The 21,598-nt window shown below is 63.4% G+C and carries 24 protein-coding genes; 11 read left to right on the top strand and 13 right to left on the bottom strand.

Annotated elements, in window-relative coordinates; translation table 11 throughout:
* The gene (modA, locus tag ACE3PP_RS01960; RefSeq protein ID WP_374377494.1) at window positions 1-786 is read right to left on the bottom strand and encodes a molybdate ABC transporter substrate-binding protein; all 786 of its coding nucleotides are present in this window, start codon (window positions 784-786) and stop codon (window positions 1-3) included.
* A gap of 177 nt (window positions 787-963) precedes the next feature.
* On the opposite strand from modA, the gene ACE3PP_RS01955 reads away from it, so the two are divergent.
* From ACE3PP_RS01955 to ACE3PP_RS01945, 3 genes are all read left to right on the top strand, one after another.
* Window positions 964-2,172, top strand: coding sequence for an Enamidase (locus ACE3PP_RS01955; RefSeq protein WP_374377493.1), 1,209 nt, complete (start codon window positions 964-966; stop codon window positions 2,170-2,172).
* Window positions 2,173-2,201: 29 nt separating this feature from the next.
* A complete protein-coding gene (locus ACE3PP_RS01950) occupies window positions 2,202-2,969 on the top strand; it encodes a hypothetical protein (RefSeq protein WP_374377492.1) in 768 nt (255 codons plus the stop codon).
* A gap of 142 nt (window positions 2,970-3,111) precedes the next feature.
* Window positions 3,112-3,645, top strand: a complete 534-nt coding sequence (locus tag ACE3PP_RS01945) for a hypothetical protein (RefSeq protein ID WP_374377491.1) — start codon at window positions 3,112-3,114, stop codon at window positions 3,643-3,645.
* A gap of 152 nt (window positions 3,646-3,797) precedes the next feature.
* Here ACE3PP_RS01945 and ACE3PP_RS01940 read toward each other — a convergent pair whose 3' ends face one another.
* The 7 genes from ACE3PP_RS01940 to ACE3PP_RS01910 are packed head-to-tail and all read right to left on the bottom strand — an operon-like array spanning window position 3,798 to window position 11,403.
* A complete protein-coding gene (locus ACE3PP_RS01940; RefSeq protein ID WP_374377490.1) occupies window positions 3,798-4,247 on the bottom strand; it encodes a MarR family winged helix-turn-helix transcriptional regulator in 450 nt (149 codons plus the stop codon).
* Window positions 4,247-4,831 (bottom strand): amino acid synthesis family protein, encoded by a 585-nt coding sequence (locus tag ACE3PP_RS01935; RefSeq protein WP_374377489.1) that lies wholly within the window; start codon window positions 4,829-4,831, stop codon window positions 4,247-4,249. The genes ACE3PP_RS01940 and ACE3PP_RS01935 overlap by 1 nt, the downstream gene beginning before the upstream one ends.
* Window positions 4,828-5,412: an amino acid synthesis family protein gene (locus ACE3PP_RS01930; RefSeq protein ID WP_374377488.1), complete on the bottom strand. Its 585-nt coding sequence runs from the start codon at window positions 5,410-5,412 to the stop codon at window positions 4,828-4,830. Before ACE3PP_RS01930 ends, ACE3PP_RS01935 begins: the two co-directional genes overlap by 4 nt.
* Window positions 5,399-6,301 (bottom strand): UPF0280 family protein, encoded by a 903-nt coding sequence (locus ACE3PP_RS01925; RefSeq protein ID WP_374377487.1) that lies wholly within the window; start codon window positions 6,299-6,301, stop codon window positions 5,399-5,401. The genes ACE3PP_RS01930 and ACE3PP_RS01925 overlap by 14 nt, the downstream gene beginning before the upstream one ends.
* Window positions 6,298-7,818, bottom strand: a complete 1,521-nt coding sequence (locus ACE3PP_RS01920) for a 6-hydroxynicotinate reductase (RefSeq protein WP_374377486.1) — start codon at window positions 7,816-7,818, stop codon at window positions 6,298-6,300. Before ACE3PP_RS01920 ends, ACE3PP_RS01925 begins: the two co-directional genes overlap by 4 nt.
* On the bottom strand, window positions 7,815-10,556 hold the full coding sequence (locus ACE3PP_RS01915) for a molybdopterin-dependent oxidoreductase (RefSeq protein ID WP_374377485.1): 2,742 nt from the start codon (window positions 10,554-10,556) through the stop codon (window positions 7,815-7,817). The genes ACE3PP_RS01920 and ACE3PP_RS01915 overlap by 4 nt, the downstream gene beginning before the upstream one ends.
* Before the next feature lie 4 nt (window positions 10,557-10,560).
* Entirely contained in the window at window positions 10,561-11,403 is an 843-nt protein-coding gene (locus tag ACE3PP_RS01910; RefSeq protein WP_374377484.1) for a xanthine dehydrogenase family protein subunit M, read from the bottom strand.
* A 213-nt stretch (window positions 11,404-11,616) separates the two neighbouring features.
* Between ACE3PP_RS01910 and ACE3PP_RS01905 the strand changes: the two genes are divergently transcribed.
* Window positions 11,617-12,168: a chloramphenicol phosphotransferase CPT family protein gene (locus tag ACE3PP_RS01905; protein ID WP_374377483.1), complete on the top strand. Its 552-nt coding sequence runs from the start codon at window positions 11,617-11,619 to the stop codon at window positions 12,166-12,168.
* Here ACE3PP_RS01905 and pncA read toward each other — a convergent pair.
* Complete coding sequence (gene pncA, locus ACE3PP_RS01900; protein WP_374377482.1) at window positions 12,165-12,782, bottom strand: bifunctional nicotinamidase/pyrazinamidase; 618 nt, start codon at window positions 12,780-12,782, stop codon at window positions 12,165-12,167. The two genes, ACE3PP_RS01905 and pncA, sit on opposite strands and share 4 nt — an antisense overlap.
* A gap of 263 nt (window positions 12,783-13,045) precedes the next feature.
* Between pncA and ACE3PP_RS01895 the strand changes: the two genes are divergently transcribed.
* From ACE3PP_RS01895 to ureG, 7 genes are read left to right on the top strand one after another with little or no spacing between them, the layout of a single operon-like run.
* Entirely contained in the window at window positions 13,046-13,864 is an 819-nt protein-coding gene (locus tag ACE3PP_RS01895; RefSeq protein ID WP_374377481.1) for an urease accessory protein UreD, read from the top strand.
* A 12-nt stretch (window positions 13,865-13,876) separates the two neighbouring features.
* Window positions 13,877-14,179, top strand: a complete 303-nt coding sequence (locus ACE3PP_RS01890; RefSeq protein ID WP_374377480.1) for an urease subunit gamma — start codon at window positions 13,877-13,879, stop codon at window positions 14,177-14,179.
* A gap of 10 nt (window positions 14,180-14,189) precedes the next feature.
* Window positions 14,190-14,507 carry an urease subunit beta gene (locus ACE3PP_RS01885; protein ID WP_374377479.1) on the top strand — a complete coding sequence of 106 codons (318 nt, stop codon included), beginning with the start codon at window positions 14,190-14,192 and terminating at the stop codon, window positions 14,505-14,507.
* A complete protein-coding gene (gene ureC, locus ACE3PP_RS01880; RefSeq protein ID WP_374377478.1) occupies window positions 14,504-16,213 on the top strand; it encodes an urease subunit alpha in 1,710 nt (569 codons plus the stop codon). The genes ACE3PP_RS01885 and ureC overlap by 4 nt, the downstream gene beginning before the upstream one ends.
* A gap of 2 nt (window positions 16,214-16,215) precedes the next feature.
* Entirely contained in the window at window positions 16,216-16,692 is a 477-nt protein-coding gene (locus ACE3PP_RS01875) for an urease accessory protein UreE (RefSeq protein WP_374377477.1), read from the top strand.
* The gene (locus ACE3PP_RS01870) at window positions 16,619-17,380 is read left to right on the top strand and encodes an urease accessory protein UreF (protein ID WP_374377476.1); all 762 of its coding nucleotides are present in this window, start codon (window positions 16,619-16,621) and stop codon (window positions 17,378-17,380) included. The genes ACE3PP_RS01875 and ACE3PP_RS01870 overlap by 74 nt, the downstream gene beginning before the upstream one ends.
* A complete protein-coding gene (ureG, locus tag ACE3PP_RS01865; RefSeq protein WP_374377475.1) occupies window positions 17,377-18,033 on the top strand; it encodes an urease accessory protein UreG in 657 nt (218 codons plus the stop codon). Before ACE3PP_RS01870 ends, ureG begins: the two co-directional genes overlap by 4 nt.
* Here the strand turns inward: ureG and ACE3PP_RS01860 are convergent.
* Genes ACE3PP_RS01860 through ACE3PP_RS01845 form a run of 4 tightly spaced genes read right to left on the bottom strand, consistent with a single transcriptional unit; the run spans window position 18,030 to window position 21,581 of the window.
* Complete coding sequence (locus tag ACE3PP_RS01860; protein ID WP_374377474.1) at window positions 18,030-18,776, bottom strand: SDR family NAD(P)-dependent oxidoreductase; 747 nt, start codon at window positions 18,774-18,776, stop codon at window positions 18,030-18,032. The genes ureG and ACE3PP_RS01860 overlap by 4 nt on opposite strands.
* A 12-nt stretch (window positions 18,777-18,788) precedes the next feature.
* A complete protein-coding gene (locus tag ACE3PP_RS01855) occupies window positions 18,789-19,691 on the bottom strand; it encodes a Gfo/Idh/MocA family protein (protein ID WP_374377473.1) in 903 nt (300 codons plus the stop codon).
* A gap of 13 nt (window positions 19,692-19,704) precedes the next feature.
* The gene (locus ACE3PP_RS01850) at window positions 19,705-20,535 is read right to left on the bottom strand and encodes a sulfite exporter TauE/SafE family protein (protein WP_374377472.1); all 831 of its coding nucleotides are present in this window, start codon (window positions 20,533-20,535) and stop codon (window positions 19,705-19,707) included.
* Window positions 20,535-21,581, bottom strand: coding sequence for a sulfate/molybdate ABC transporter ATP-binding protein (locus ACE3PP_RS01845; protein WP_374377471.1), 1,047 nt, complete (start codon window positions 21,579-21,581; stop codon window positions 20,535-20,537). The genes ACE3PP_RS01850 and ACE3PP_RS01845 overlap by 1 nt, the downstream gene beginning before the upstream one ends.
* Window positions 21,582-21,598: the final 17 nt, after the last annotated feature.

Here is a 21,598-nt window from a genome sequence, read left to right as displayed (position 1 = left end):
CTACTTCAGGATTTTGAAACCGGCCTTCTCGAAGAGGGCGGTTGCTTCCGGCGACTTCAGATAGGCAAGGAAGTCAGCGGCGAGCGGCGCCTTCGATCCGGTCAACTGGGCGATAGGATAGATGATCGGCTTGTGCGAGTCCTCCGGGAAAGTGTCGATCACCTTCACCTTGGGTTCGGCCGTGGCGTCCGTCTGGTAGACGATGCCGAACGGCGCTTCGCCGGCTGCGACCAGTGCCAGGGCTGCGCGGACGTTCTCGGCTTGGGCGACCTTCGGTTCGACGGCTGCCCACACACCCAGCTTTTCAAGCGAGGCCTTGCCGTACTTGCCGGCCGGCACGGCCTTCACGTCGGCCATGGCGAGCTTGCCGTCGCCAAGCGCACCGGCGAGATCGAAGCCCGGCGCGATCTTGAGGCTTGCCGCGCTGTCGGCCGGGCCGACCAGGACCAGCGTATTGCCGAGCCAGTTGCTGCGCGTGCCGTCTTTCACCTGCTTTGCCTTCTCGACATGGTCCATCCAGTCGAGATCGGCCGAAATGAAGAGATCGGCCGGAGCGCCACCCTCGATCTGCTTGGCCAGCGCCGAGCTGCCGGCATAGGAGATGGCGATATCGCCGCCCTTGGCCGCTTTGAAGGCAGCGGCGGCATCGTCGAGCGGGCCTTTGAGGCTTGCCGCGGCGAAGACGATGATCTTGTCATCGGCATGGGCCGCGAAGGGTGCAGCGACAATGGTCGAGAGGGCAAGGGCCGCGGCGATGAGCGAGCGGCGGGTCAGCAAGGCGATCATGGATGGCTCCCCGAAAAGATCGTTGCATTGGAGTCGTTGTGTTCATCCGTATATATCGAAAAAGGCAGGCGCGTCAAAGCCGATCCACTGCCCTTTCACGTGACTTTGATCGCGTCGCCGTCCTATGATGGCTCGGCCGGATATCTGTTTAATTCAAAAGACTTGAGGGAAACGAACATGGCGCATGACGCACCTGCCGGGGCCGCCGGCCCAGCGCGGCTCGCGATCCGCAATATCGGTCTGATCCTGAGCGGCGACCTCAAGAACCCGATCCTTTCCGGTGATGCGGTCCTGGTCGAGAACGGCAAGATCAGCGCCATCGGAAACGCCAAGGATCTGGATCTCGAGGGCGCCGACACGGTCATCGACGCGCAAGGTGTGGCACTGGCGCCGGGTCTCATCGACAGCCATGTGCACCCGGTCGCCGGCGACTGGACGCCCCGGCAGAACCAGATCGGCTGGATCGATTCATCGCTGCATGGCGGTGTCACCACCATGATCTCGGCGGGTGAAGTGCATATGCCGGGCCGGCCCAAGGATATCGTTGGCCTCAAGGCGATGGCGATCTTCCACCAGCGGGCCTATGCGGCCTTCCGCCCCGGCGGGGTGAAGCTGCATGGCGGCGCGCCGGTGATCGAGCCCGGCATGACGGAGCAGGATTTCAAGGACCTCGCCGAAGCTGGCGTGAAGCTTCTCGGCGAGATTGGCCTGGGTGGTGTGAAGGATGGGCCGACGGCGCACAAGATGGCAAGTTGGGCCCGCAAATACGGTATCCAATCAACCATCCATACAGGTGGTCCTTCCATCCCCGGTTCCGGCCTCATCGACAAGGATGTCGTGCTCGAAGTCGACGCCGACGTGGTCGGCCACATCAATGGCGGACATACGGCCCTGCCGGACAGCCAGATCCGCTGCATCTGCGAGGGCTGCAAGCGCGGGCTGGAAATCGTCCATAACGGCAATGAACGCGCCGCCCTCTTCACACTGCGCACGGCGCGCGAGATGAACCAGCTGGAGCGCGTGATCCTGGGCACCGATGCGCCGGCAGGTTCCGGCGTGCAGCCGCTCGGCATCCTGCGCATGGTCTCGATGCTGTCGTCGCTCGGCGACGTGCCGGCCGAGATCGCCTTCTGCTTCGCGACCGGCAACACGACGCGTATGCGCAAGCTGGATACCGGCCTCATCGAAAAGGGGATGGCCGCGGACTTCGTCTTCCTCGACAAGGCGCAGCATTCGGCGGGGAAGGACCTGCTGGAATCGGTGCGCCTCGGCGACCTGCCCGGCGTCGGCATGGTGGTGATCGACGGCATCCCCCGCATCCAAAGAAGCCGCAACACGCCACCGGCGACGAAGATTCCAGATTTGGTGAAGGGGAAGTTGGGGTAGGAAATATCTGGAGACGCTAGAGCAATCTGATGGCTTATTCGGAAGAGCAAATAGCCAAACTGGCTGTGGCGTACGGTGAGGTAATTGATAAACGTGGAAAGCTAGTCGAGGCTTACACGTCTCATCGATATGCCAATGAGTTAGCGGCCGATTTTGGTAAGCACGGCTTTGCTCGGCGAATGATGACGCTCTCGCGTTGCATCGAGAATGTATATCGAATATTGCCGCCAGCACACATCGGTGAGCCAGTTCAAGAGCAACGCTACGATGCAATGATCAATCTTCAAGCATTCATAATGAATGCTTTTGGTGCAATCGACAATCTCGCTTGGGTGTGGGTGAGTGAAAAGGGGCGACCATTAAATCGCAGAGGCGACCAAATCACCGACAAAGAGATAGGGTTCCGTGCCCACAATACTCATGTTCGGCGCAGCATGAGCGACGAGTTTCAGACATTCATTGCAACTCGCGACAGCTGGCTAGAGTACCTTACAGATTTTCGCGATGCACTAGCACACAAGATACCATTGTATATTCCGCCTCATGCAATCCCACACGACAAGGTTGCTGCCTATCAGGAGTTTGAGCGAAAAATTACAGAAGCCGCTATCCACGGAGATGTAGTCGAACTGGAGCGCCTGTCGAACCAACAGCAAGAGCTAGTAAGGTTCATGCCCCTGATGCGTCATTCAGTGCGTAGTGGCAACAAATGGGTACCCTTTCACATTCAGCTAATCGCTGATTTCAATACTGTAGAAGAAATGGGTGACAAATTGCTGTTAGAACTTAGTTCTTAACAAAGCTCCAGAGTTCATCTCGCTTCCTTTTGTCAGTCTAATTCTGCGCCATTATGGCGCAGAATTAGACTGACCATCGCCACTAGACTGCTTGTTGAAACTCGGGTCTCGCGTCCAGCGCAGGTGGAAAAATGGATGGACAATGTCAAAGACGAAAAAAACCTATTCTCTTGACGAGCTGCATAAACACTTCCGGGAGCTAAAGAAGAAGGAGGTGATATCTGGCGCGTACAGAATCTGCTGGTATAACGCGCGGGGCAAAAAAGCACGAAAAATAAGGCGTCTGATGGGTACTGATGCAGATGGAGTTTTATATATCGGCGGGAGTGGGAAGAGTAAGGATGGGATAGCTGCGCGACTGAAAGTTAGGGGCCAAGACTTCCAAACACCGAATAAATATCCCGGATGGTTTCAGGTATTGCATGCACCCGCGAGCTTGCGCAGCTCCACGCACCGCCCACAGCCAAGCGTTCCGAGTAAGGAGATTAGAATCGAAATCCACAAGGGACAGGACGGGATGAATCTTGAGGCGAAGCTTCTGGAAAAATACCTCAGAGAATTCGGCGAGTTGCCTCCGCTAAACAGAGGATGGCCTAGCGAGCTAACAAAAATAGTATGCGAGGCCATAGACAATGCGGCCAAACAGCGCCAAAGAAAACCGCGAACACACCGCTGAATCAGGGTATCTAAAGCTTTGTATGAGTGAAGTTGACCAAGTTACTTTGCGCCATTATGGCGTAATTTTGGCACCAAAGAGCCTGCTAGTAGATCAGAGTGCTGTTTGATCGCTTTCTTGCTTTACAGTTAGTTTTGCCCAAATTTGGCTTTCTAGCTCAACGCCTTCAGCAGCGCGATCAGTTGTGCGCGTTGGGTGGCATCTAGCGGGGCCAGGGTTTCTTCCGTGATGGCGGCGGCAATGGGAAAGCCGCGTTCGACTTCCTTGCGGCCCGCATCGGTCAGGGCGACAAGGACGCGACGGGCGTCGGCGGGGTCGGGGCTGGTTTCGGTGAGGCCGCGCGTCGCCAGGCGGTCGACGACGCCCTTGTTGGTGGCGGCGTCGAGCGCCACCAGGCGGCCCAGCTGGTTCTGCGAGGTCGGGCCGCTTTCGTGGAGCTTGGCGAGCACCGCCCATTGCGGTGGCGTCAGATCGTTGCCGAAGGCCGCCGCAAAGATCGACGTATGGCGCTGGCTGACCTTGCGCAGGATGAATCCGATCTGTTCATCGAGCGCATAGGCACTGCCGGCATCGGCCGATTTCTCGCGCGGCGAACTGGCCATCAGCGCAACCCGTCCTCGCCCTTGATCTGATCCTTGGTGAGACCGCCGACGCGCGGCAATGGCCGGCCGCTGTCGGTCACGGCGACGGCCACCATGATCTCGTTGGCGCGCGGCGCGTCGTTGATCTGCACCTCCATGCCGTCGAAATGGCTGCGCACATAGGCCGCGTCCTTGTGCCCGAGCGGCACATCGAGCACGCAACCCAGGCCACCCCGCTTCTTGGAGGAGGGGATGAGAGCCGCGCCTTTCTCCAGCACTTTCCTGACCGGTGTTCCCATCTTCGGGTGCAGGATGGCGGCGGCATGTTCCAGCTCGCCATTTTCGCCCACCGCCGCAGCCTTGCCATAACTTTCGGCCTTGGCGCCGTCGATGCCGAGTGCCGCCACCGCCTTTGCGGCGAGCAAGGCGCCCAGTTCCTCACCGATATCCATGAGCGGCGTCAGATCATCGACATATTTGCCGGCAAAGGGATTGGCGATGACGGCCACAGCCGCCGCGCGGCGGGTGGGCGGATTGATGCCCTTGTCCATCTCGCGATGGGTCTCCTCGACGAAGGTGACGATCTTTCGGATCTCGGCTTTCATCGCAATCCATCCTCTCCCTTGATTTCGCTGGCCTTGAGCCCGCCCACGCGCGCATGGATGCGGGGCCCGGTGGTCATCACCAGGGCCAGCAGCAACTCGTCGGCGCGCGGCGCGTCGTTGAGGCCCACTTCCACCGCATCGAAATGACTGCGCACATAGGAAGCGTTGATATGCGTCACCGGCACGTCGAGACGCGTGCCCGGTCCACCCACCTTCTTGGTCGATGGCACGATGGCTTTGGTGTCGCCCAGGATCTCGCGCATCGCATAACCGCCAGGCACATGCCAGAGCGCGGCATGCTCTGCTTCGCCATTGGCGCCGGCGATGGCGCCCTTGCCATAGCCTTCGACGATCTTGGGGTCACCACCGAGTGCCGCCAGCATGTCGCGCGCCATAGCCAGGCCCAGCGGTTTCAAATCATCCATGAAGCCGGCGATGTCCTCGACATATTTTCCGGCGAAGGGATTGCGGATGACGGCGATGGCCGAGACGCGCTTCAAAGGCGAGGTGGCGCGCGGACCGCCTTCGTGGAAAATCTCCTCGACCGAGATGAGGCGCTTGCGGATCTCAACTTGCGGCATGGGTTTCGATATCCTTGGCTTGCTTGATGGTCGTCATCAATCCGGGGGCAGCATGGACCAATCGCGTCGCGCCGGAAAGATGCAGGGCTGCGGCGACGATAAGGTTCTGTTGGAGGAGCTCGCGGGCGAAACGTTCGCCGCGGGCGAGGGCGCGGTCGATCTCCGCCTTGCGCAGGGCAGCAACCGAGCGCGTGACGAGACGGGGGCCGAGATCGCTGTCCGGCTGCAGCGAGTCCGCCGGGACGCGCAGAATGCCGGGATGGTTGGGAAGATCGACCGCGTTGGCGATCATCGTCGCCGCGGCATCGGCCATCGGCGCATCGGCGGCCAGGACCGTGACCGCATCGGCGATGCCGAGCGAGAAGCTGCGGCCGTGGCGGCCGCTGGTGGCAATGCCGCCGACACCATCCGCAGGGCCAAGTGCCAGCTTGCCGAAAAGGCGCGGTTGGTCCGGGCGGTCGACCATGCCGATTTCGAAGCGCGTGCCGGGGCCCAGGTGAAGGGCGATGTCGCCGCCATTGTTGACATAGGCACGGGCGAGATCGGCGGCGCCGGTCATTGCCTTGAGGATCGCCTCGGCCCCGGCGCCCGCCACGGCGACCATCGGTGTTATGAAATGCTTGTCCGCATAGGGCCGGGCCGCCTCGACCATGCGCCGGGCAACGGTTCCAGCGGGCAGCGTGCTTCCCGGTGCAAGCTGCGCGCGGAGAAGCGGCAGTTCGGCGCAAAGCTCGTCAAGCAGGGTCGTGAAGCGCTCGCAGGCGGCATCGTAGGCGGCCTTGATCGCGCCGGCAGTCCCGTCCGCCTGCAGAATAAGGTCGATCGGCCCATCCTGCAGATGCAGGCGGCGGCCATCGGGCAGGAAGCCCGCCTGCTGACGCTTGCTCATGTGGGCCTGCCCGTGCGGCCGTGGAAGGTGAGCGGCCAGGGCACCTCGGCATGGCGGCCGACCTTCTGGCGTGCTTGCCCGTCGGTGCCGAGATCGCCGAGGCGGCGCACATGATCCATATGCCCGCCGAGGTTGGCGTAATCCTCGAGCCGCAGCGTGAATTCGATCGGCGCCACCAGGGCCGGCGTCGGCACGTAGCCAAAGGCATTCTGCGGCAGCAGCGTCACGTCGACCATCAGCGTGATGCCGCCACCGGGCCAGACATAGGCCGGGGCGCCGCCGCACGTGACATGGGTGAGGGCCTGCTTCACCGACTGGGTGAGGCGCACGGGGTTTTCCGTGACGCCGGCGCGCAAAGATCCACCGGCACCGCCCATGAAGAGAACAGTCGAGAGGGCCGGTTCGCAATTCTCCTTGATGCGCGCGACGGAATCCTTGAGCGGCTGCGGCAGATCATGCTCGATCGGCTGCAGGTGATCGTCGAGGACGTAATAGGCGGCATGCTCGCCGGTCGTGCTCACCATCAGCATGGTAAGACCGGGGCGTGCCACCTTGGGGTCGAATGGCTGCAGGATGGCGAGCGGATCGGAAATATCGGTCCCGCCCCAACCGGTGCCGGGTTCGGCCACCTGGAAATAGCGGCCCGGCGTCGAGCGGCGGCCGCGCATCTTGATGCCCGTGTCGGGAATGCCGAGCAGCTTGCCGGCCTGATGCTCCGAGAGCACGCCGGTGATGTGATCGTCGACCACGACCACCTCATCGACCTTGCCTTCCCATTGCTTGGCGAACATGCCGATGGTGGCCGAGCCGCAACCCACCCGCATGCGCTCTTCCTGAACGCCATTGACGATGGGTGCCTTGCCGGCCTCGACGATGATTGTGGCGCCGCCGTCGATGGTGAGTTCGACCGCCTGCCGGTTGCAGAGGGCAAGAAGCGTGTCGCAGGTGACTCGGCCTTCCTTCTTCGATCCGCCGGTCAGATGATGGACGCCGCCCAGCGACAGCATCTGCGACCCATACTCGCCGGTCGTGACGTGGCCGACGGCCTCGCCATCGGCACGCACGGCCGCCTGTTCCGGCCCCAGGAACCGGTCGGTATCGATTTTGATCTTCACGCCGCAATAGCTGAAGATGCCTTCCGTCACCACCGTCACCATGTCGACGCCATCGATGGCCGACGCGACGATGAAGGGGGCGGGCTTATAGTCAGGGTAAGTCGTGCCGGCGCCAATCGCGGTCACGAAGGTATTGCCGGCATGGAGCACGTCGCCGTCCCACGCTTGCGACCCGGCGCCAAACGGCACCAAGGCCTGGCCATCGGCCACGGCATGATCTAGCAGGATGTGCGGATCGACCCGGATGAGCTCGCCGCCCTTGTTGGCGTAGCGGTCGCAGGCGCCGCTGGCGCCGTCGCGGATGTAGCAGAGGACCGGGCAGGCATCGCAGCGGATCTTGCCATCGACCACCTTCGGGCCGACGGCGACGTCGACGGCCGCCGCTTGTCGGGTTTCGCTCATCGCGCGGCCTCCTTGATTGCGGCGCGGATGCGGTCGGGTGTTGCCGGCACACGGGCGAGGCGCACGCCGGTCGCATCGGCAATGGCGTTGAGGATGGCAGGCGCCGTGGGGATCAGGGCTTGCTCGCCGATCCCTTTGGCGCCGAAGGGGCCGACCGGGCTTTGGTCTTCGATCAGGATCGATTCCACCGGCGGCACGTCGCCGATCGTGGGGATGAGGTAATCGTGCAAATTCTCGCCCTTGCCCGGATGGAACTCCTCCATCAGCGCAAGGCCGATCCCTTGCGCGATGCCGCCTTCAATCTGGCCTTCGATCAGCGTCGGGTTGACGGCGCGGCCGACGTCATGGGCGGCCGTGATTTTGATGAGTTCGACCGCGCCGAGCTCGGTATCGACGGCAAGCTCGACCAGATGCGCACCGAAGCCATAGACGGCGTAAGGGTTGCCCTGGCCGTCGGCATCGAGCGGGCTGGTCGGTGGGTCGAAGGTCTCCTCGGCGGCGAGCACATAGCCGCGCGCGTCGATGGGTAGCCCCGCCAGATCGATCGGATGCGCGATGCCGCGATCCTCAACGAGGAGGCGGGTTCCTTCAAAGACGAGTTTCGCATCCTCGCCCGCATTGGCGAGGCGCAGGATCTGGCGGCGCAGCGCGGCACCGGCCAATGTCGCGGCCTTGCCCGTCACGAAGGTCTGGCGCGAGGCGGAGGTCTTGCCGCAATCCGGCGTCACATCGGTATCGGCCGAGATGAGATCGAAACGCGCGATGGGTGCGCCGAGCGCATCGGCGCAGAGCTGTGTGATGACGGTGTTGGACCCTTGCCCGATATCGACGGCACCCTGGTGGAGGCTCAAGCGCCCGTCGGGCTTGAGGCCGAGGCGGATGGTCGAGGGGTTGGGGAGCGAGGTGTTGCCGCAGCCATACCACATGCCGGCGATTCCGACTCCGCGGCGGATGACGGAAGGTGTCGCATTGGCCGCCGCGGCGTCTGCCCGTGCGCGCGTCCAATGCGGTTTGAGGGCTGCAAAGCAAGCGCGGATGCCGGTGCCGGCACCGAGCACCTGCCCGGTCACGGTCGGCTGATCGGGACCCAGCGCATTCAGCAGGCGGAAGTCGAGCTTGTCGAGCCCAAGCTTCTCGGCCAGTTGGTCGTAAAGCTGCTCCTGCGCGATTGCCGCCTGCGGCACGCCGAAGCCGCGAAAGGCACCGGCCGGCACGGCATGCGTATGAATGGCCCGGGTCGCCGCCCGGTAGTTCGGCACATAATAGGGACCGGAGGCATGGACCGGCACGCGGTTCGCAACGGTCGGGCCCCAGGAAGCGTAGGCGCCGGTATTGAAATCGCCGGCGAAATCGAGGCCGACTAGCCGGCCATCTTTGCCCACGCCCACGCGGACGTGCATGCGGCCGGGGTGCCGTTTGGTCGTGGTGGCGATCGATTCGCTGCGCGTATAGACCATGCGCACCGGTTCGTTGAGATGCCAGGCGGCGACCGCGATGAAGGGCTGGACCGAGAGATCGAGTTTGGAGCCGAAGCCACCGCCCACGGCGGTCGGAATGATCCGGACGGCATCCGGAGACAGCCCCAGGATCTTGGCCACATCGTCGCGGTCCATATAGGGCGATTGGGTGCAGGCCTGGATTTCGATCCGGTCGCCGATGCGTCGCGCGATGCCGGCTTCGGGTTCGATATAGGCATGTTCAACGAAGCCGGTCTCGAAGGTGCCTTCGACGATCGCGTCAGCATGGGCGAGGGCACCGTCGACATCCCCGCGCTTGACCCAGCCCTTGACCAGCAGATTGCCGGCGCGACCGCTGTGCAATTGCGGTGCCGCCGGGTCGAGCGCGCGGTCGAGGTCGAGGACCGAGGGGAGTTCATGCCAGGTGACGGGGAAGCGGCTGAGATCGAGGGCTTCAATGACCTTTGCTTCACCCACAATTGCCGCCACCGCCTCGCCCTTGAATCGGGTCTCGCTGACGGCAAAGACCGGCTGGTCGGCAAAAGGCGGGATGACGCCGTAGCAATTGACGCCCGGCGCATCGGCCGCCGTGAAGATGCGCCGGATACCCGGATGCAAACGCTGATAGGCGGCAAGATCGCCGAAATCGAAGCGAGCATGATGGTAGGGGGCGCGAATGGCGCGGAGGAGCAGGGCGCCGCTTTCATGCCCGTCGGCGCCGAATTGATCGGTGCCGTTTATCTTGCGCGCGCCATCGAGCCGGTCGATGCGGGCGCCGACCGCAGCACCCGCGCCGGGCAAGTCCCGCGCCGGTGACACAGTGCCGGCATCGAGCACGGCGGCGATGATTTTGCGATATCCGGTGCAACGGCAAAGGACGCCGCCCAGCGCATCCTTTACCTCGGTCTCGGTGGGCTTCGGGTTCTTCTCAAGCAGGGCGCTTGCCGCGACCAGCATGCCGGGCGTGCAGATGCCGCATTGCGCAGCGCCGTGCCGCAGGAAGGATTGTTGCAGCCGGCTCACCTGCGGCCGTTCGGAAAGTCCTTCAATGGTTGCGACCTCGTGCCCAGCGACCTGGCCGACAGCGACAAGGCAGGCGCAGACCGGTGCCCCGTCGACCAGCACCGAACAGGCGCCGCAATCGCCGGCGTCGCATCCCACCTTGGTACCGAAAAGACCGAGATCGTCCCGCAGCACATTGCTGAGGCGGCGCTCGGCCGCCACCGCGACGGCGATCTTGCGGCCGTTGAGCGTGAAGGGGATGGCGGCCTTTTCTTCCATCCCCTCAGCCTTTCGCCTTGACGAAGCAATCCTGCACGGCGCGCCGGACCAAGGTCGCTGCTGCGTCACGCCGATAGGTCGCGCTGGCACGGACATCGTCGATCGGTGACAGGGTGCCGAGATGTTGCGGCAGGACGTTCTTGGCAATGTCGCTGACTGAGCGGCAACCGATGAGCGAGGCTTCGAGCAGCGGCAGTCTTTGCGCAACGGCGGAGCAAGAGCCGACCGCCACACGCGCCTCCGCGATCGCCCCGTCGGCGGCACGCGACAAGGCGACGGCGATCATGACGATCGAGATCACCAGATAGCGACGCGATCCCAGCTTGACGAAATGGCTGGTGAAGTCGCCCCGGTTGGCTGGAACGAGAATAGCCGTGACGATCTCGTCGGCCGCAAGGGCTGTCCGCCGGTTCCCAAGGATGAAATCGGCAAGCGGCAATGTCCGCGACCCACGCGGCGAGGCGATCTCGACTTCGGCATCGAGTGTGAGCAGCGGCGGAACTGAGTCTGCTGCCGGCGAAGCATTGCAGAGATTGCCGCCGATCGTGCCCCTGTTCTGGATCTGGATGGAGCCGATCTCACGGGCCGCTGCTTTCAGTCCGTCAAAACCGGGAGGCAGAAGGGCGGAGGCGACAGCGCTCCAGGTAACGCCAGCGCCGAGCCGAATGCTCTCCTTCCCGACTTCGATGCGACCGAGTTCCGGGAGTTGCGAGATGTCAATGATCGGGCGCGGTTCGACGCCCTGACCGAGAGCCGGAAAGAAATCCGTGCCGCCGGCCAGCAGCTTGCCGCCTTGTTGCGCCAGCAGGTCGATGGCTGCCGACAATGATGCCGGTTGCAAAAACATGGATCGGGACCAGGGCTCCAGACAGCCGGTTCGGGGCCGGCGAATTCATTTGTATGCAAATGATTTTCCCGCCGACCGACCCCAGCGTCAAGTATCTTCGATCAGCAGGTTGGGGGCAGAACGGGGTTGCGCCGAGTGTCGAATGCCCCGAAGAATGCTGCACTTCTCCCGCCAGCCGGCGCCATTCAGTGAATTTTCCCCACAAGTGAGACCATGACGGCGCGCATTTTGATCCTCAATGGCGTTGGCAGCGTCGGGAAGACGTCAATCGCCCGGGCCCTGCAGGAAATGGCCTCGACGCCCTTCCTGAACGTCTCGATGGATGTCTTTTGCGAAATGCTGCCGCCCGCCTATTTCGACCATCCCGACGGGTTTCGCTTCATCAGCGGCGAGTCTGATGGCCAGCTTTCCGTGTCGATTGAAACGGGTCCGGTCGGCGCCCGGTTGCTTGACGGGATGCGCCATGCCATTGCGGCCTTGGCGGCGAGCGGCAACGATCTCATTGTCGACGATGTCATGTTGGAGGACGAGCCGGCCGAGTACCGCCGCTTGCTGGCCCCATACCAAGTCTACTGGGTCGGCGTGATGGCACCCCTTGAGATCATCGAAGCCAGGGAGCGGGCCCGCGGTGACCGTTTGATCGGCCTCGCCCGGTGGCAATTCGATCGCGTCCACAAAGGCCGCCGCTATGATTTGGAGATCGATACGTCGCATGTCAGCGCGGCGGAGGCGGCTGCGGTGATCAAGGAGCGTTTTGGACTTTAGGCGGCAAAACTCACGCCGGCCGCCCGCATGTCGGCAAGTGCTGCCTGCAATGAGCCGCCGAGATCGATGCCACGGCAGGCATCCAGCTCCACGACCACCTCGAAGCCCAGGCGCCTTGCGTCGAGCGCGGAATAGGCCACGCAGAAATCGGTGGCAAGGCCAACCAAGGTCAGCCTGTCCAACCCTCTCTCCCGCAGATATCCGGCAAGCCCTGTGGGTGTCGTGCGATCGTTTTCGTAGAAGGCGGAGTAGCTGTCGATCCCTGTGCGGAAGCCCTTGCGGATGACCAGTTCGGCCTTGGTCCAGGCAAGGCCGGCATGAAACTCGGCCCCACGGCTCCCCTGTACGCAATGGTCCGGCCACAGGGTCTGTGAACCATAGGCAAGGTTGATGCTGCCGAAGGGCTCTTTGCCCGCGTGGCTGCTGGCAAAACTCGAATGCCCGGACGGATGCCAATCCTGGGTGAGGACGACATGGTCATGCGCAGCAATCATCCGATTGACCAGCGGCACGATCTCGTCTCCGCCGGAGACTGCCAATGCGCCGCCGGGACAAAAATCGTTCTGCAGGTCTATGATGATGAGTGCGTCATTCTCGCGGCTTGTTGCGGCCAAGTGGCTTCTCCGTTTCTTGCGGCTGATCCGTGCCGGCATCATTCGCAAAGATTTTAGAGGAGAGAGCGTAGCCCCGCCAAGGCGCTAGATTTTTGGGCAGTCGAAGGGGCGGGGCTGCTCAAAATTTGCGCAGCGGGCGCGCAGAAGGCCGCCGAAGGCCCCGAATCTATAGAATTCGCCAATGGCACCGCTCTTGCGATACCTGGATCTCCCGCGCGGCTTTGCGGGTCGTCGGCGCATGCTTGAAGGAGGTAGGTCGGGCGATGAAAGGCAGCCTCGATATCGGGTTTGCCGGAGCGTCGCCGGCGGAGACGCGCCTTACGCATCTCGACCAGCGAGCGCCGCTGCGGGCGCTGTTCCCGCACTGCCCTGATATGGGGTTGCCGGTCTCGGCGATCACCGCTACCTGCGGCGGGTTTACTGGCGGTGACCGGCTGGATCTTTCGGTCAATGTCGGGCCGGGCGCCGGCTTGATGGCGATCGGGCAGGCGGCCGAAAAAATCTATCGTTCAACCGGCGCCGACACCGCCATCAATGTGACCCTGAAGGTTGGCGCCGACGGCTGGCTCGAATGGCTGCCGCAGGAGACCATTCTGTTCCGTGGGTCTCGGCTGAACCGGCGCACCGAGCTCCACCTTGAAACGACCAGTGCTGCCATCGCCGGCGAAATTCTCGTCTTCGGCCGTCAGGCGCGCGGCGAAAAGTTGAGCGGCGGCCTGGTGCGCGACGGTTGGCGGGTCTCGCGCGATGGCAAGCTGCTCTGGGCCGATACCTTTCAGGCCGCCGATGAAGATGTCGCCGCCGCCCTCGATCACCCCGCCGCCCTCGCCGGTGCCCGCGCCAGTGCCATGCTTGTGCATGCCGGCAGCAATCTAGCGGCGGCGCTCGATTTCGTGCGCGCCAAGCTTGCGACGCTCAATGTACCGCTACGGGCGGCAGCGACTCTGGTCAACGAGTTGCTGGTCGTGCGCTGGCTCGCGGCGGATGCTGCCGATATCCGTCCCAGTTTCGCCGCGATCTGGATGGGCTTGCGCGAAAGGCGCGGCCTGCCCGCCAACCTGCCGACCTTCTGGCATCAATGAGGACCTTGGAACATGCGATTGACGCCACGCGAGAAGGATAAGCTCCTCATCTCGATGGCCGCGATGGTGGCGCGACGGCGCCTGGAGCGGGGCGTGAAGCTCAATTATCCGGAAGCCATTGCGCTGATCTCCGACTATATCGTCGAAGGTGCCCGCGACGGCCGGTCGGTGGCCGACCTCATGCGCGACGGCGCCACGGTGCTCGGCCGCGATCAGGTGATGGCCGGCATCCCCGAGATGCTGCACGAGGTGCAGGTCGAGGCGACTTTTCCCGACGGCGTCAAGCTCGTCACCGTCCATCAACCGATCCGCTGAGAGGGCAATCATGATTCCAGGCGAAGTGATGCCCAAGGGCGGCCAGATATTGTTGAACGACGGTCGACCGACAGTGCGGCTGCGCGTCGCCAATACCGGCGACCGGCCCATTCAGGTCGGCAGCCATTTTCATTTCTTCGAGACAAATACGGCACTTAGCTTCGATCGGGAAGCGGCGCGCGGTTATCGGCTCGACATTCCGGCCGGCGCCTCGGTGCGGTTCGAACCGGGGCAGAGCCGCGATGTCGGCCTTGTCGCCATCGGCGGCGCGCGCATCATTCACGGATTCGGCGGTCTCGTCGACGGCAAGCTGGAGGCCTCGGCATGACCTATCGCATGGACCGGCGCACCTACGCACTCACCTACGGACCGACCACCGGCGACCGGGTGCGCCTGGCGGACACCAATCTGGTGATCGAGATCGAACGGGATTTCGCCATTCCCGGTGAAGAGGCGAAGTTCGGCGGCGGCAAGTCGATCCGCGACGGCATGGCGCAGTCGCAGCGCTCGCGTGCCGAAGGCGCAGTCGACACAGTCATCACCAATGTCGTCATCATCGATCATTGGGGCATCGTCAAAGCCGATCTCGCGCTGAAGGACGGTCGCATCGCCGCAATCGGCAAGGCCGGCAATCCGGATACGCAACCCGGCGTCGACATCATCATCGGGCCGGGCACCGAGATCATTGCCGGTGAAGGGCGGATCGCCACGGCAGGCGGCGTCGATTCCCACATCCACTGGATCTGCCCGCAGCAGGCAGAAGAAGCGATCAATGCCGGTGTGACGACCATGATCGGCGGCGGGACGGGGCCGGCGGAGGGGACGGCTGCCACCACCTGCACGCCGGGACCCTGGCATATCGGCCGTATGTTGCAGGCGCTGGAAGGGGTGCCGGTCAATATCGGCCTTCTCGGCAAAGGCAATGCGTCGAAACCCCAGGCGCTGGTCGAGATGGTCGAGGCGGGCGTGTGCGGCCTGAAGCTGCACGAGGATTGGGGAACGACGCCGGCCGCCATCGACAATTGTCTCAGTGTCGCCGACGCGATGGATGTCCAGGTTGCCATTCATACGGATACGCTGAATGAGTCCGGTTTCGTCGAGCGAACGGTGGCGGCCTTCAAGGACCGGATCATCCACGCCTATCACACCGAAGGTGCCGGTGGCGGCCATGCGCCGGACATCATCAAATTGTGCAGCCTCGCCAATGTGCTGCCGTCATCGACCAATCCGACGCGACCGTTCACGCAGAACACGCTCGACGAGCATCTCGACATGCTGATGGTCTGCCATCACCTCGATGCGCGCATTCCCGAAGACGTCGCTTTCGCCGAAAGCCGCATCCGCCGCGAGACCATCGCCGCCGAGGATCTGCTGCATGACATGGGTGCCATCAGCATGATGTCGTCCGACAGCCAGGCGATGGGGCGCGTGGGCGAAGTGATCATCCGCACTTGGCAGACGGCGCACAAGATGAAGGCGCAGTTCGGCAGTCTTGCCGGCGACCCGGCGGAGAATGACAACAATCGGGTGAAGCGCTATCTCGCCAAATATACGATCAATCCGGCCCTGGCCCAGGGCATGGCACATGAAATCGGCTCGATCGCTGTGGGAAAGCTCGCCGATATCGTTCTGTGGAAGCCGGCCTTCTTCGGCGTCAAGCCGGATATGGTGGTGAAGTGCGGTACCATCATTGCGGCGCCCATGGGCGATCCGAATGCCTCGATCCCGACGCCGCAGCCCGTTCACTACCGGCCCATGTTCGGCGCCTTCGGGCGCGCCCTGAAGGAATCGGCCATCACCTTCGTGAGCCCCGCTGCGTTGAAGCTCGATATCGGTCGCAGCCTCGGCCTGGAACGGCGGTTGGTGGCCGTTGCCAATACGCGGAACGTCACCAAGCGCGACATGGTCCTCAACGACGCCATGCCATCGATCGAGGTCGATGCCGAGACCTATGAAGTGCGCGCCGACGGTCGCCTTCTGACCTGCGAGCCGGCCACGGAGCTTCCCATGGCGCAACGTTACTTTCTGTATTGATCATGGAACCGGAACTGCTCCGCGCGACGGCCGTCATTCCCGCCACCTTCTGGCCCAGGGGCCAGGAAGTGGGCACGGTCACACTCATCTACGCAGATCGCAATCGCCGGCGTATCCGTTTGACCGATGATGCCGGGCGCCCCTTCCTTCTGGACCTTGAACGGCCGGTGCGATTGGCGGATGGCGACGGCCTGCAACTGATGGGGCATGGATTCATCCGGGTGATCGCTGCGCCGGAAATGCTGCTGGAAGCCGTCGCACGCGACGCCACGCATCTTGCACGCCTGGCCTGGCATGTCGGCAACCGGCATACGGCGGCCGAGATCGTCGAGCCGCTGCGCCTGCGCCTGGTCGATGACGCCGTCCTTCACGCCATGCTCCGGGGGCTGGGGGCGGAGTTGACGCGTGTCGAAGCACCATTTCATCCCGAAGGCGGCGCTTACGGCCATGAACATGGACCGCACACACATTCGCATTGATACCGGCGCAGGTGCCGTGATGCGCTTGCTGACATGGCTATCGCCGGCCTTCCCGGTCGGCGCCTACAGCTACTCCCACGGCATCGAGTATGTCGTCGAGGCTGGCTTCGTCCGCAATGCCGATACGCTCGGCACATGGGTCGATGGAATTTTGCGCTTCGGTGCCGGTCGGAATGACGGGATTTTCCTGGTCGCCGCCTATCGTGCCGCGGCTGCTGCCGATGGTGCCCTACTGACCGAGATCGCCACTCTTTCCGCCGCGTTACGAGGCACGCGGGAAACCGCTTTGGAGAGCACGGCGCAGGGCAGCGCCTTTCTGAAGGCGATAACCGCCGGCTGGCCGGCCTTGGCCGCGACGACTGCCGTGAAGGAACTGGGGCGTGTCGAGGCAATTTCCTATCCGGTCGCCGTCGGCACGGTTGCCGCCGTCGCGACAATTGATGAAGCGACGGTTCTCGAAGCCTACCTCACCGCTCTTGTTGCCAATTTGATATCGGCCGGCGTGCGGCTCGTCCCTTTGGGGCAGAGCGACGGTCTGCGCGTCATTGCCGAACTGGAGCCGCGCGTGCGGGACTATGCTGCGCATTTGCGCCGTCTCTCACGCGACGATCTCGGCGGCAGTGCCCTTGCCGTCGATTGGTCCAGCATGCATCACGAAACCCAATATACGAGGTTGTTCCGCTCATGACGCTCCCCATCCGTATCGGTATCGGCGGCCCGGTCGGCTCCGGCAAGACGGCGATGCTCGAACGTCTTTGCCGCTGTCTTGCCCAGGAATATGAGATCGCCGTCATCACCAACGACATCTATACCAGTGAGGACGCAAAGTTCCTGACGCGTGCCGGCGTCCTGCCCACTGCCCGCATCGCCGGGGTCGAGACGGGCGGTTGCCCGCACACGGCCATTCGCGAAGATGCGTCGATCAACCTAGCGGCGGTCGACGATCTGGTGGGGCGCTTTCCGGATTTGGAAATGCTGTTCGTCGAATCCGGTGGCGACAATCTCAGTGCGACGTTCTCGCCTGAGCTTGCCGATCTCACCATTTATGTCATCGATGTCTCGGCGGGCGACAAGATTCCGCGCAAGGGTGGTCCGGGCATCACCCGCTCGGACATTCTCGTCATCAACAAGATCGATGTGGCGCCGGTCGTCCATGCCGATCTCGATGTGATGGCGCGCGATGCCGAAGCGCAGCGCAAGGGCAAGCCGTTCGTCTTTACCAATATGCGCGAGGGGACGGGATTGGAGCGGATCATCGAATTGATCCTGGAGCTGGCAGGCCTGCCGAAACGCAAGACCCGCTTCGTCGACGCGCTGGCGCCGCTGCTGGACTGGAGCTAGCCGCGCAGCACCTGGCCGCCATCGACCACCAGCGTCTGCCCCGTCACCCAACTGGCAAGCGGAGACGCCAGGAACAAGGCGGCGTTGGCGATTTCCCCCGGGCGCCCATAGCGGCCGAATGGAATGCTCGCCTGAACCTGCGCATAGACCTCTGGCGTGTCGCGGCGGCAGCGATCCCAGAAGCCGCCCGGAAAATCGATCGAGCCGGGCGCAATGCCATTGACCCGAACTTCCTTCGGCGCAAGGCGCAAAGCCTCGGACGTCGTGAAGTTGATCAAAGCTGCCTTGGCGGCGGCATAGGCCGGGCTCTCCGCCGACGGCATCATCCCGGAAATGGACGAGATGAAGATGACGCTGCCCTTCGCGGCAGCAAGGAAAGGCTCGGCCGCAGCCGTGGCGCGGACCGCCGCCATGACATCCACCGAAAAGCAGTCGGCCCAGGCATCGGCACTGTTGTCGATGCCCGATGCATTGCTCACGAGCACATCGACCCCGCCCAATGTTCTGGCTGCATCGGCAATATAGGTGGCAATCGCCTGGGCATCGCCGAGGTCTACCGTTGCAGCGTGGACTTGGCGTCCGGTCTTGGCAATCTCCTGGCGCGTCTGCTGCAGTGTCTCGGCACCCCGAGCGCAGATCGATATGTCGGCGCCAGCCTCGGCGAAGGCAAGGGCGATTGACCGGCCGATGCCGCGACTGCCACCCGTGACGATGACTTTGCGCCCCGTGAAATCGATCTGCATGGGTTCCTCCCCTTAACGTGCCAGCATTTCTTCGATCAGTTCGGCCACAGCCAGCCCTTCGGCAAAGCTCGCCAACTGATGTGGCTTGCCGTCCAGCATGTCGGCCAGGGCATCGAGCTGCGAAGTGGCGGGAAGGCTTGGGCCCGCATCGCCGGCATACTCGAGCAAGCTCCAATCGACGATCGATATTTCACCCCGGCTGCCTGTCACCTGGAACCGGTTGTCGTCATCGCGGTCGCCGCCGATACCGGCATCGATCGTGAAGTTGAGCTCTGGATAGGCGATGGTGGCGGTGAGCTTGGTCTCGGTGCCGGCGCTGCCGCGTTCGACCGCGCACTGTGTCAATCGGCCGGCGCCGAACAGCCGGTTGGCGAGGAAGACGAAGTGGGACACGACCTCACGGGTGAAGCCACCCTCAGCGGGGCCGGCAAGCCAGGCACCGGCGCCCGATTGCCACGAACGCGGCCAGCGGCCGAAACGAACGCGAAGATGCGCGCCTTGCACCGTGCCGATCCCGCCACCCTTCACCACGCGGGCGAGCTGAACGGCAACACCCCGTGCGGCATAGGAGAAATTGACGGCTGCCGGAATACCGGCGCTTGCCACGATCTCGCAGCTGCTGCGGGCCGAGGCAATCGTGTGTGCCAGCGGCTTCTCGCACAGAAACGGCTTCCTAGCCGCCACTGCCAGCCGCACGATGTCTTCGTGAAAGGCGGGCGGCGTGGCCGTGTAGATGGCGTCGACATTCTTGGCGTTCACAACCTCGGCTTCATTGCCGAGAAGCGGGAAGGGAACATCGGGGCGCGCCGGATCGAATCCGGCAACGACCGTGAATCGTGGGTGATCCGCCAGCATCTCGGCCATTTCCCGGCCCATGACACCGAGCCCGATGATGCCGATCGCATGCGTTTTCATGATCGAGGGTCTTTCAGAGAAGAGAATAGAACATGCGCAGCGAGGTCAGCAGCAGGAAGCCGGCGAAGCAGCGCCGCAGCACGATCTGCGGAAGGGTATGGGCGACCTTTGCGCCGATCGGCGCGAAGATGAGGGAGGAGGGCACCAGGGCCAGCACGGCGATGATGTTCACGAAACCCAGCGACCCAAAGGGCAGGCCGGCTTCGTTGAGGCCGGTGACGATGAAGGTGAGCGTTCCCGGAACGGCGATGATCAGCCCGATGGCGGAGGCGGTCGCGACCGCCCGGCGGATCGGATAGGAGCAGAGCGTCATGGTCGGTACGGACAGGCTGCCGCCGCCGATCCCCATCATCGCCGACACACCGCCGATGAACAGGCAGATCAGTTGCTTGATGGGCGTGCCCGGCAGTTTGTCGGTGAGATGATAATCGGCTCGCCCGATCGCCAGATAGCTGGCGACGATCAGGCTCATGACGGCGAAGATGAGCGTCAGCGTGCTGCCGCGCACGTCGCTGGCGATGACGGAGCCACCGATGACGCCGAGCGCGATCCACGGCGCCCATTGCCGCAGCAGCTGCCAATCGACCCCGCCGCGCTTGTGATGAGCCCGCAGCGAAATGATCGAGGTCGGCACGATGGAACCCAAAGACGTGCCGACGGCGATATGCATGCGCAGGTCGAGTGGCACGTCGAAGGCCGTCAGCACCTGAAACAGGGCCGGCACCACGACGATGCCGCCGCCCACGCCGAGAAGCCCGGCCAGAAAGCCGGAACCGCAGCCCGCCAGGGCCAGAAGTCCGATGAGAGCGCCAATTTCGCCGAGAGAGAGTGTCGTTTGCAGCATTATCCCTGGAGCACGTTGAACTTGGTGAAGCTCAACGCCACCCGCTGTCCCTTTGCCAGAACCGCGCCGAAGCTATCGTCTGGCAAAGTTACGTCAAGGGAAATGGACGTGTCCTGCATCTGAACCTCGACCCGCGGCAGGGGGCTGGCCCGGAAAACATGTTGGACGATGCCGGGCACACCCGGTGCGCCGGCGTCGCGCAGAATGATCTCGTCGGGGCGGACATAGGCGATACCCTTGCCGTCGGGGCCCGGATTGTCCTGTGCGGGCAAGTCGGTCCCGGCGACACGGATGATGCCGTTGCGGACCTCGCACGGGACGCGGTTGGCGCCGCCCAGGAATTCATAGACGAAGGCGGTCTGCGGTCGGTGGTAGACCTCTTCGGGGCTTCCCACCTGTTCGATGCGGCCATTGTTCATGACGACGACCTTGTCGGCGAGTTCCAGCGCCTCTTCCTGGTCGTGCGTCACGAAGATGCTGGTCAACTGCATCGTGTCGTGCAGCCGCCGCAGCCAGCGCCGCAATTCCTTGCGCACCTTGGCGTCGAGCGCGCCGAACGGCTCGTCGAGGAGCAGAACCGAGGGTTCGATGGCAAGTGCCCGGGCCAGTGCCACGCGTTGGCGCTGGCCGCCCGACAGCTGGCTCGGATAGCGGTCGCCCAGCCGGTCGAGCTGCACCAGACGCAGGAGTTCATCGACGCGCGATTTGATCTCCGCCTTGCTCGGTCGACTTTCGCGCGGTCGCACGCGCAGGCCGAAGCCGATATTCTCGGCGACTGTCATATGCTTGAAGAGCGCGTAATGCTGAAAGACGAAGCCGACACGGCGTTCGCGCAGTTCTTTCCCGCTCATGTCCTCATCGTCGAACAAGACCGCGCCTTGGTCCTGCGCGTCGAGGCCAGCGAGGATGCGCAGCAAGGTCGTCTTGCCGGAGCCCGACGGGCCAAGGAGGGCCACGAATTCGCCCTTGGCGATCTGAAGATCGACGCCACCCAGCGCCGTGAAGGTGCCGAACGTCTTGTGAATGCCTTGTGCCTGCAAGCTCATGATCTGTCTCCAGCACG

This window comes from Dongia sp., assembly GCF_041910485.1.
Taxonomy (GTDB): domain Bacteria; phylum Pseudomonadota; class Alphaproteobacteria; order Dongiales; family Dongiaceae; genus Dongia.
Note: the sequence above shows the minus strand (reverse complement) of the source record. Positions and strands in the feature narration are given on the sequence as shown.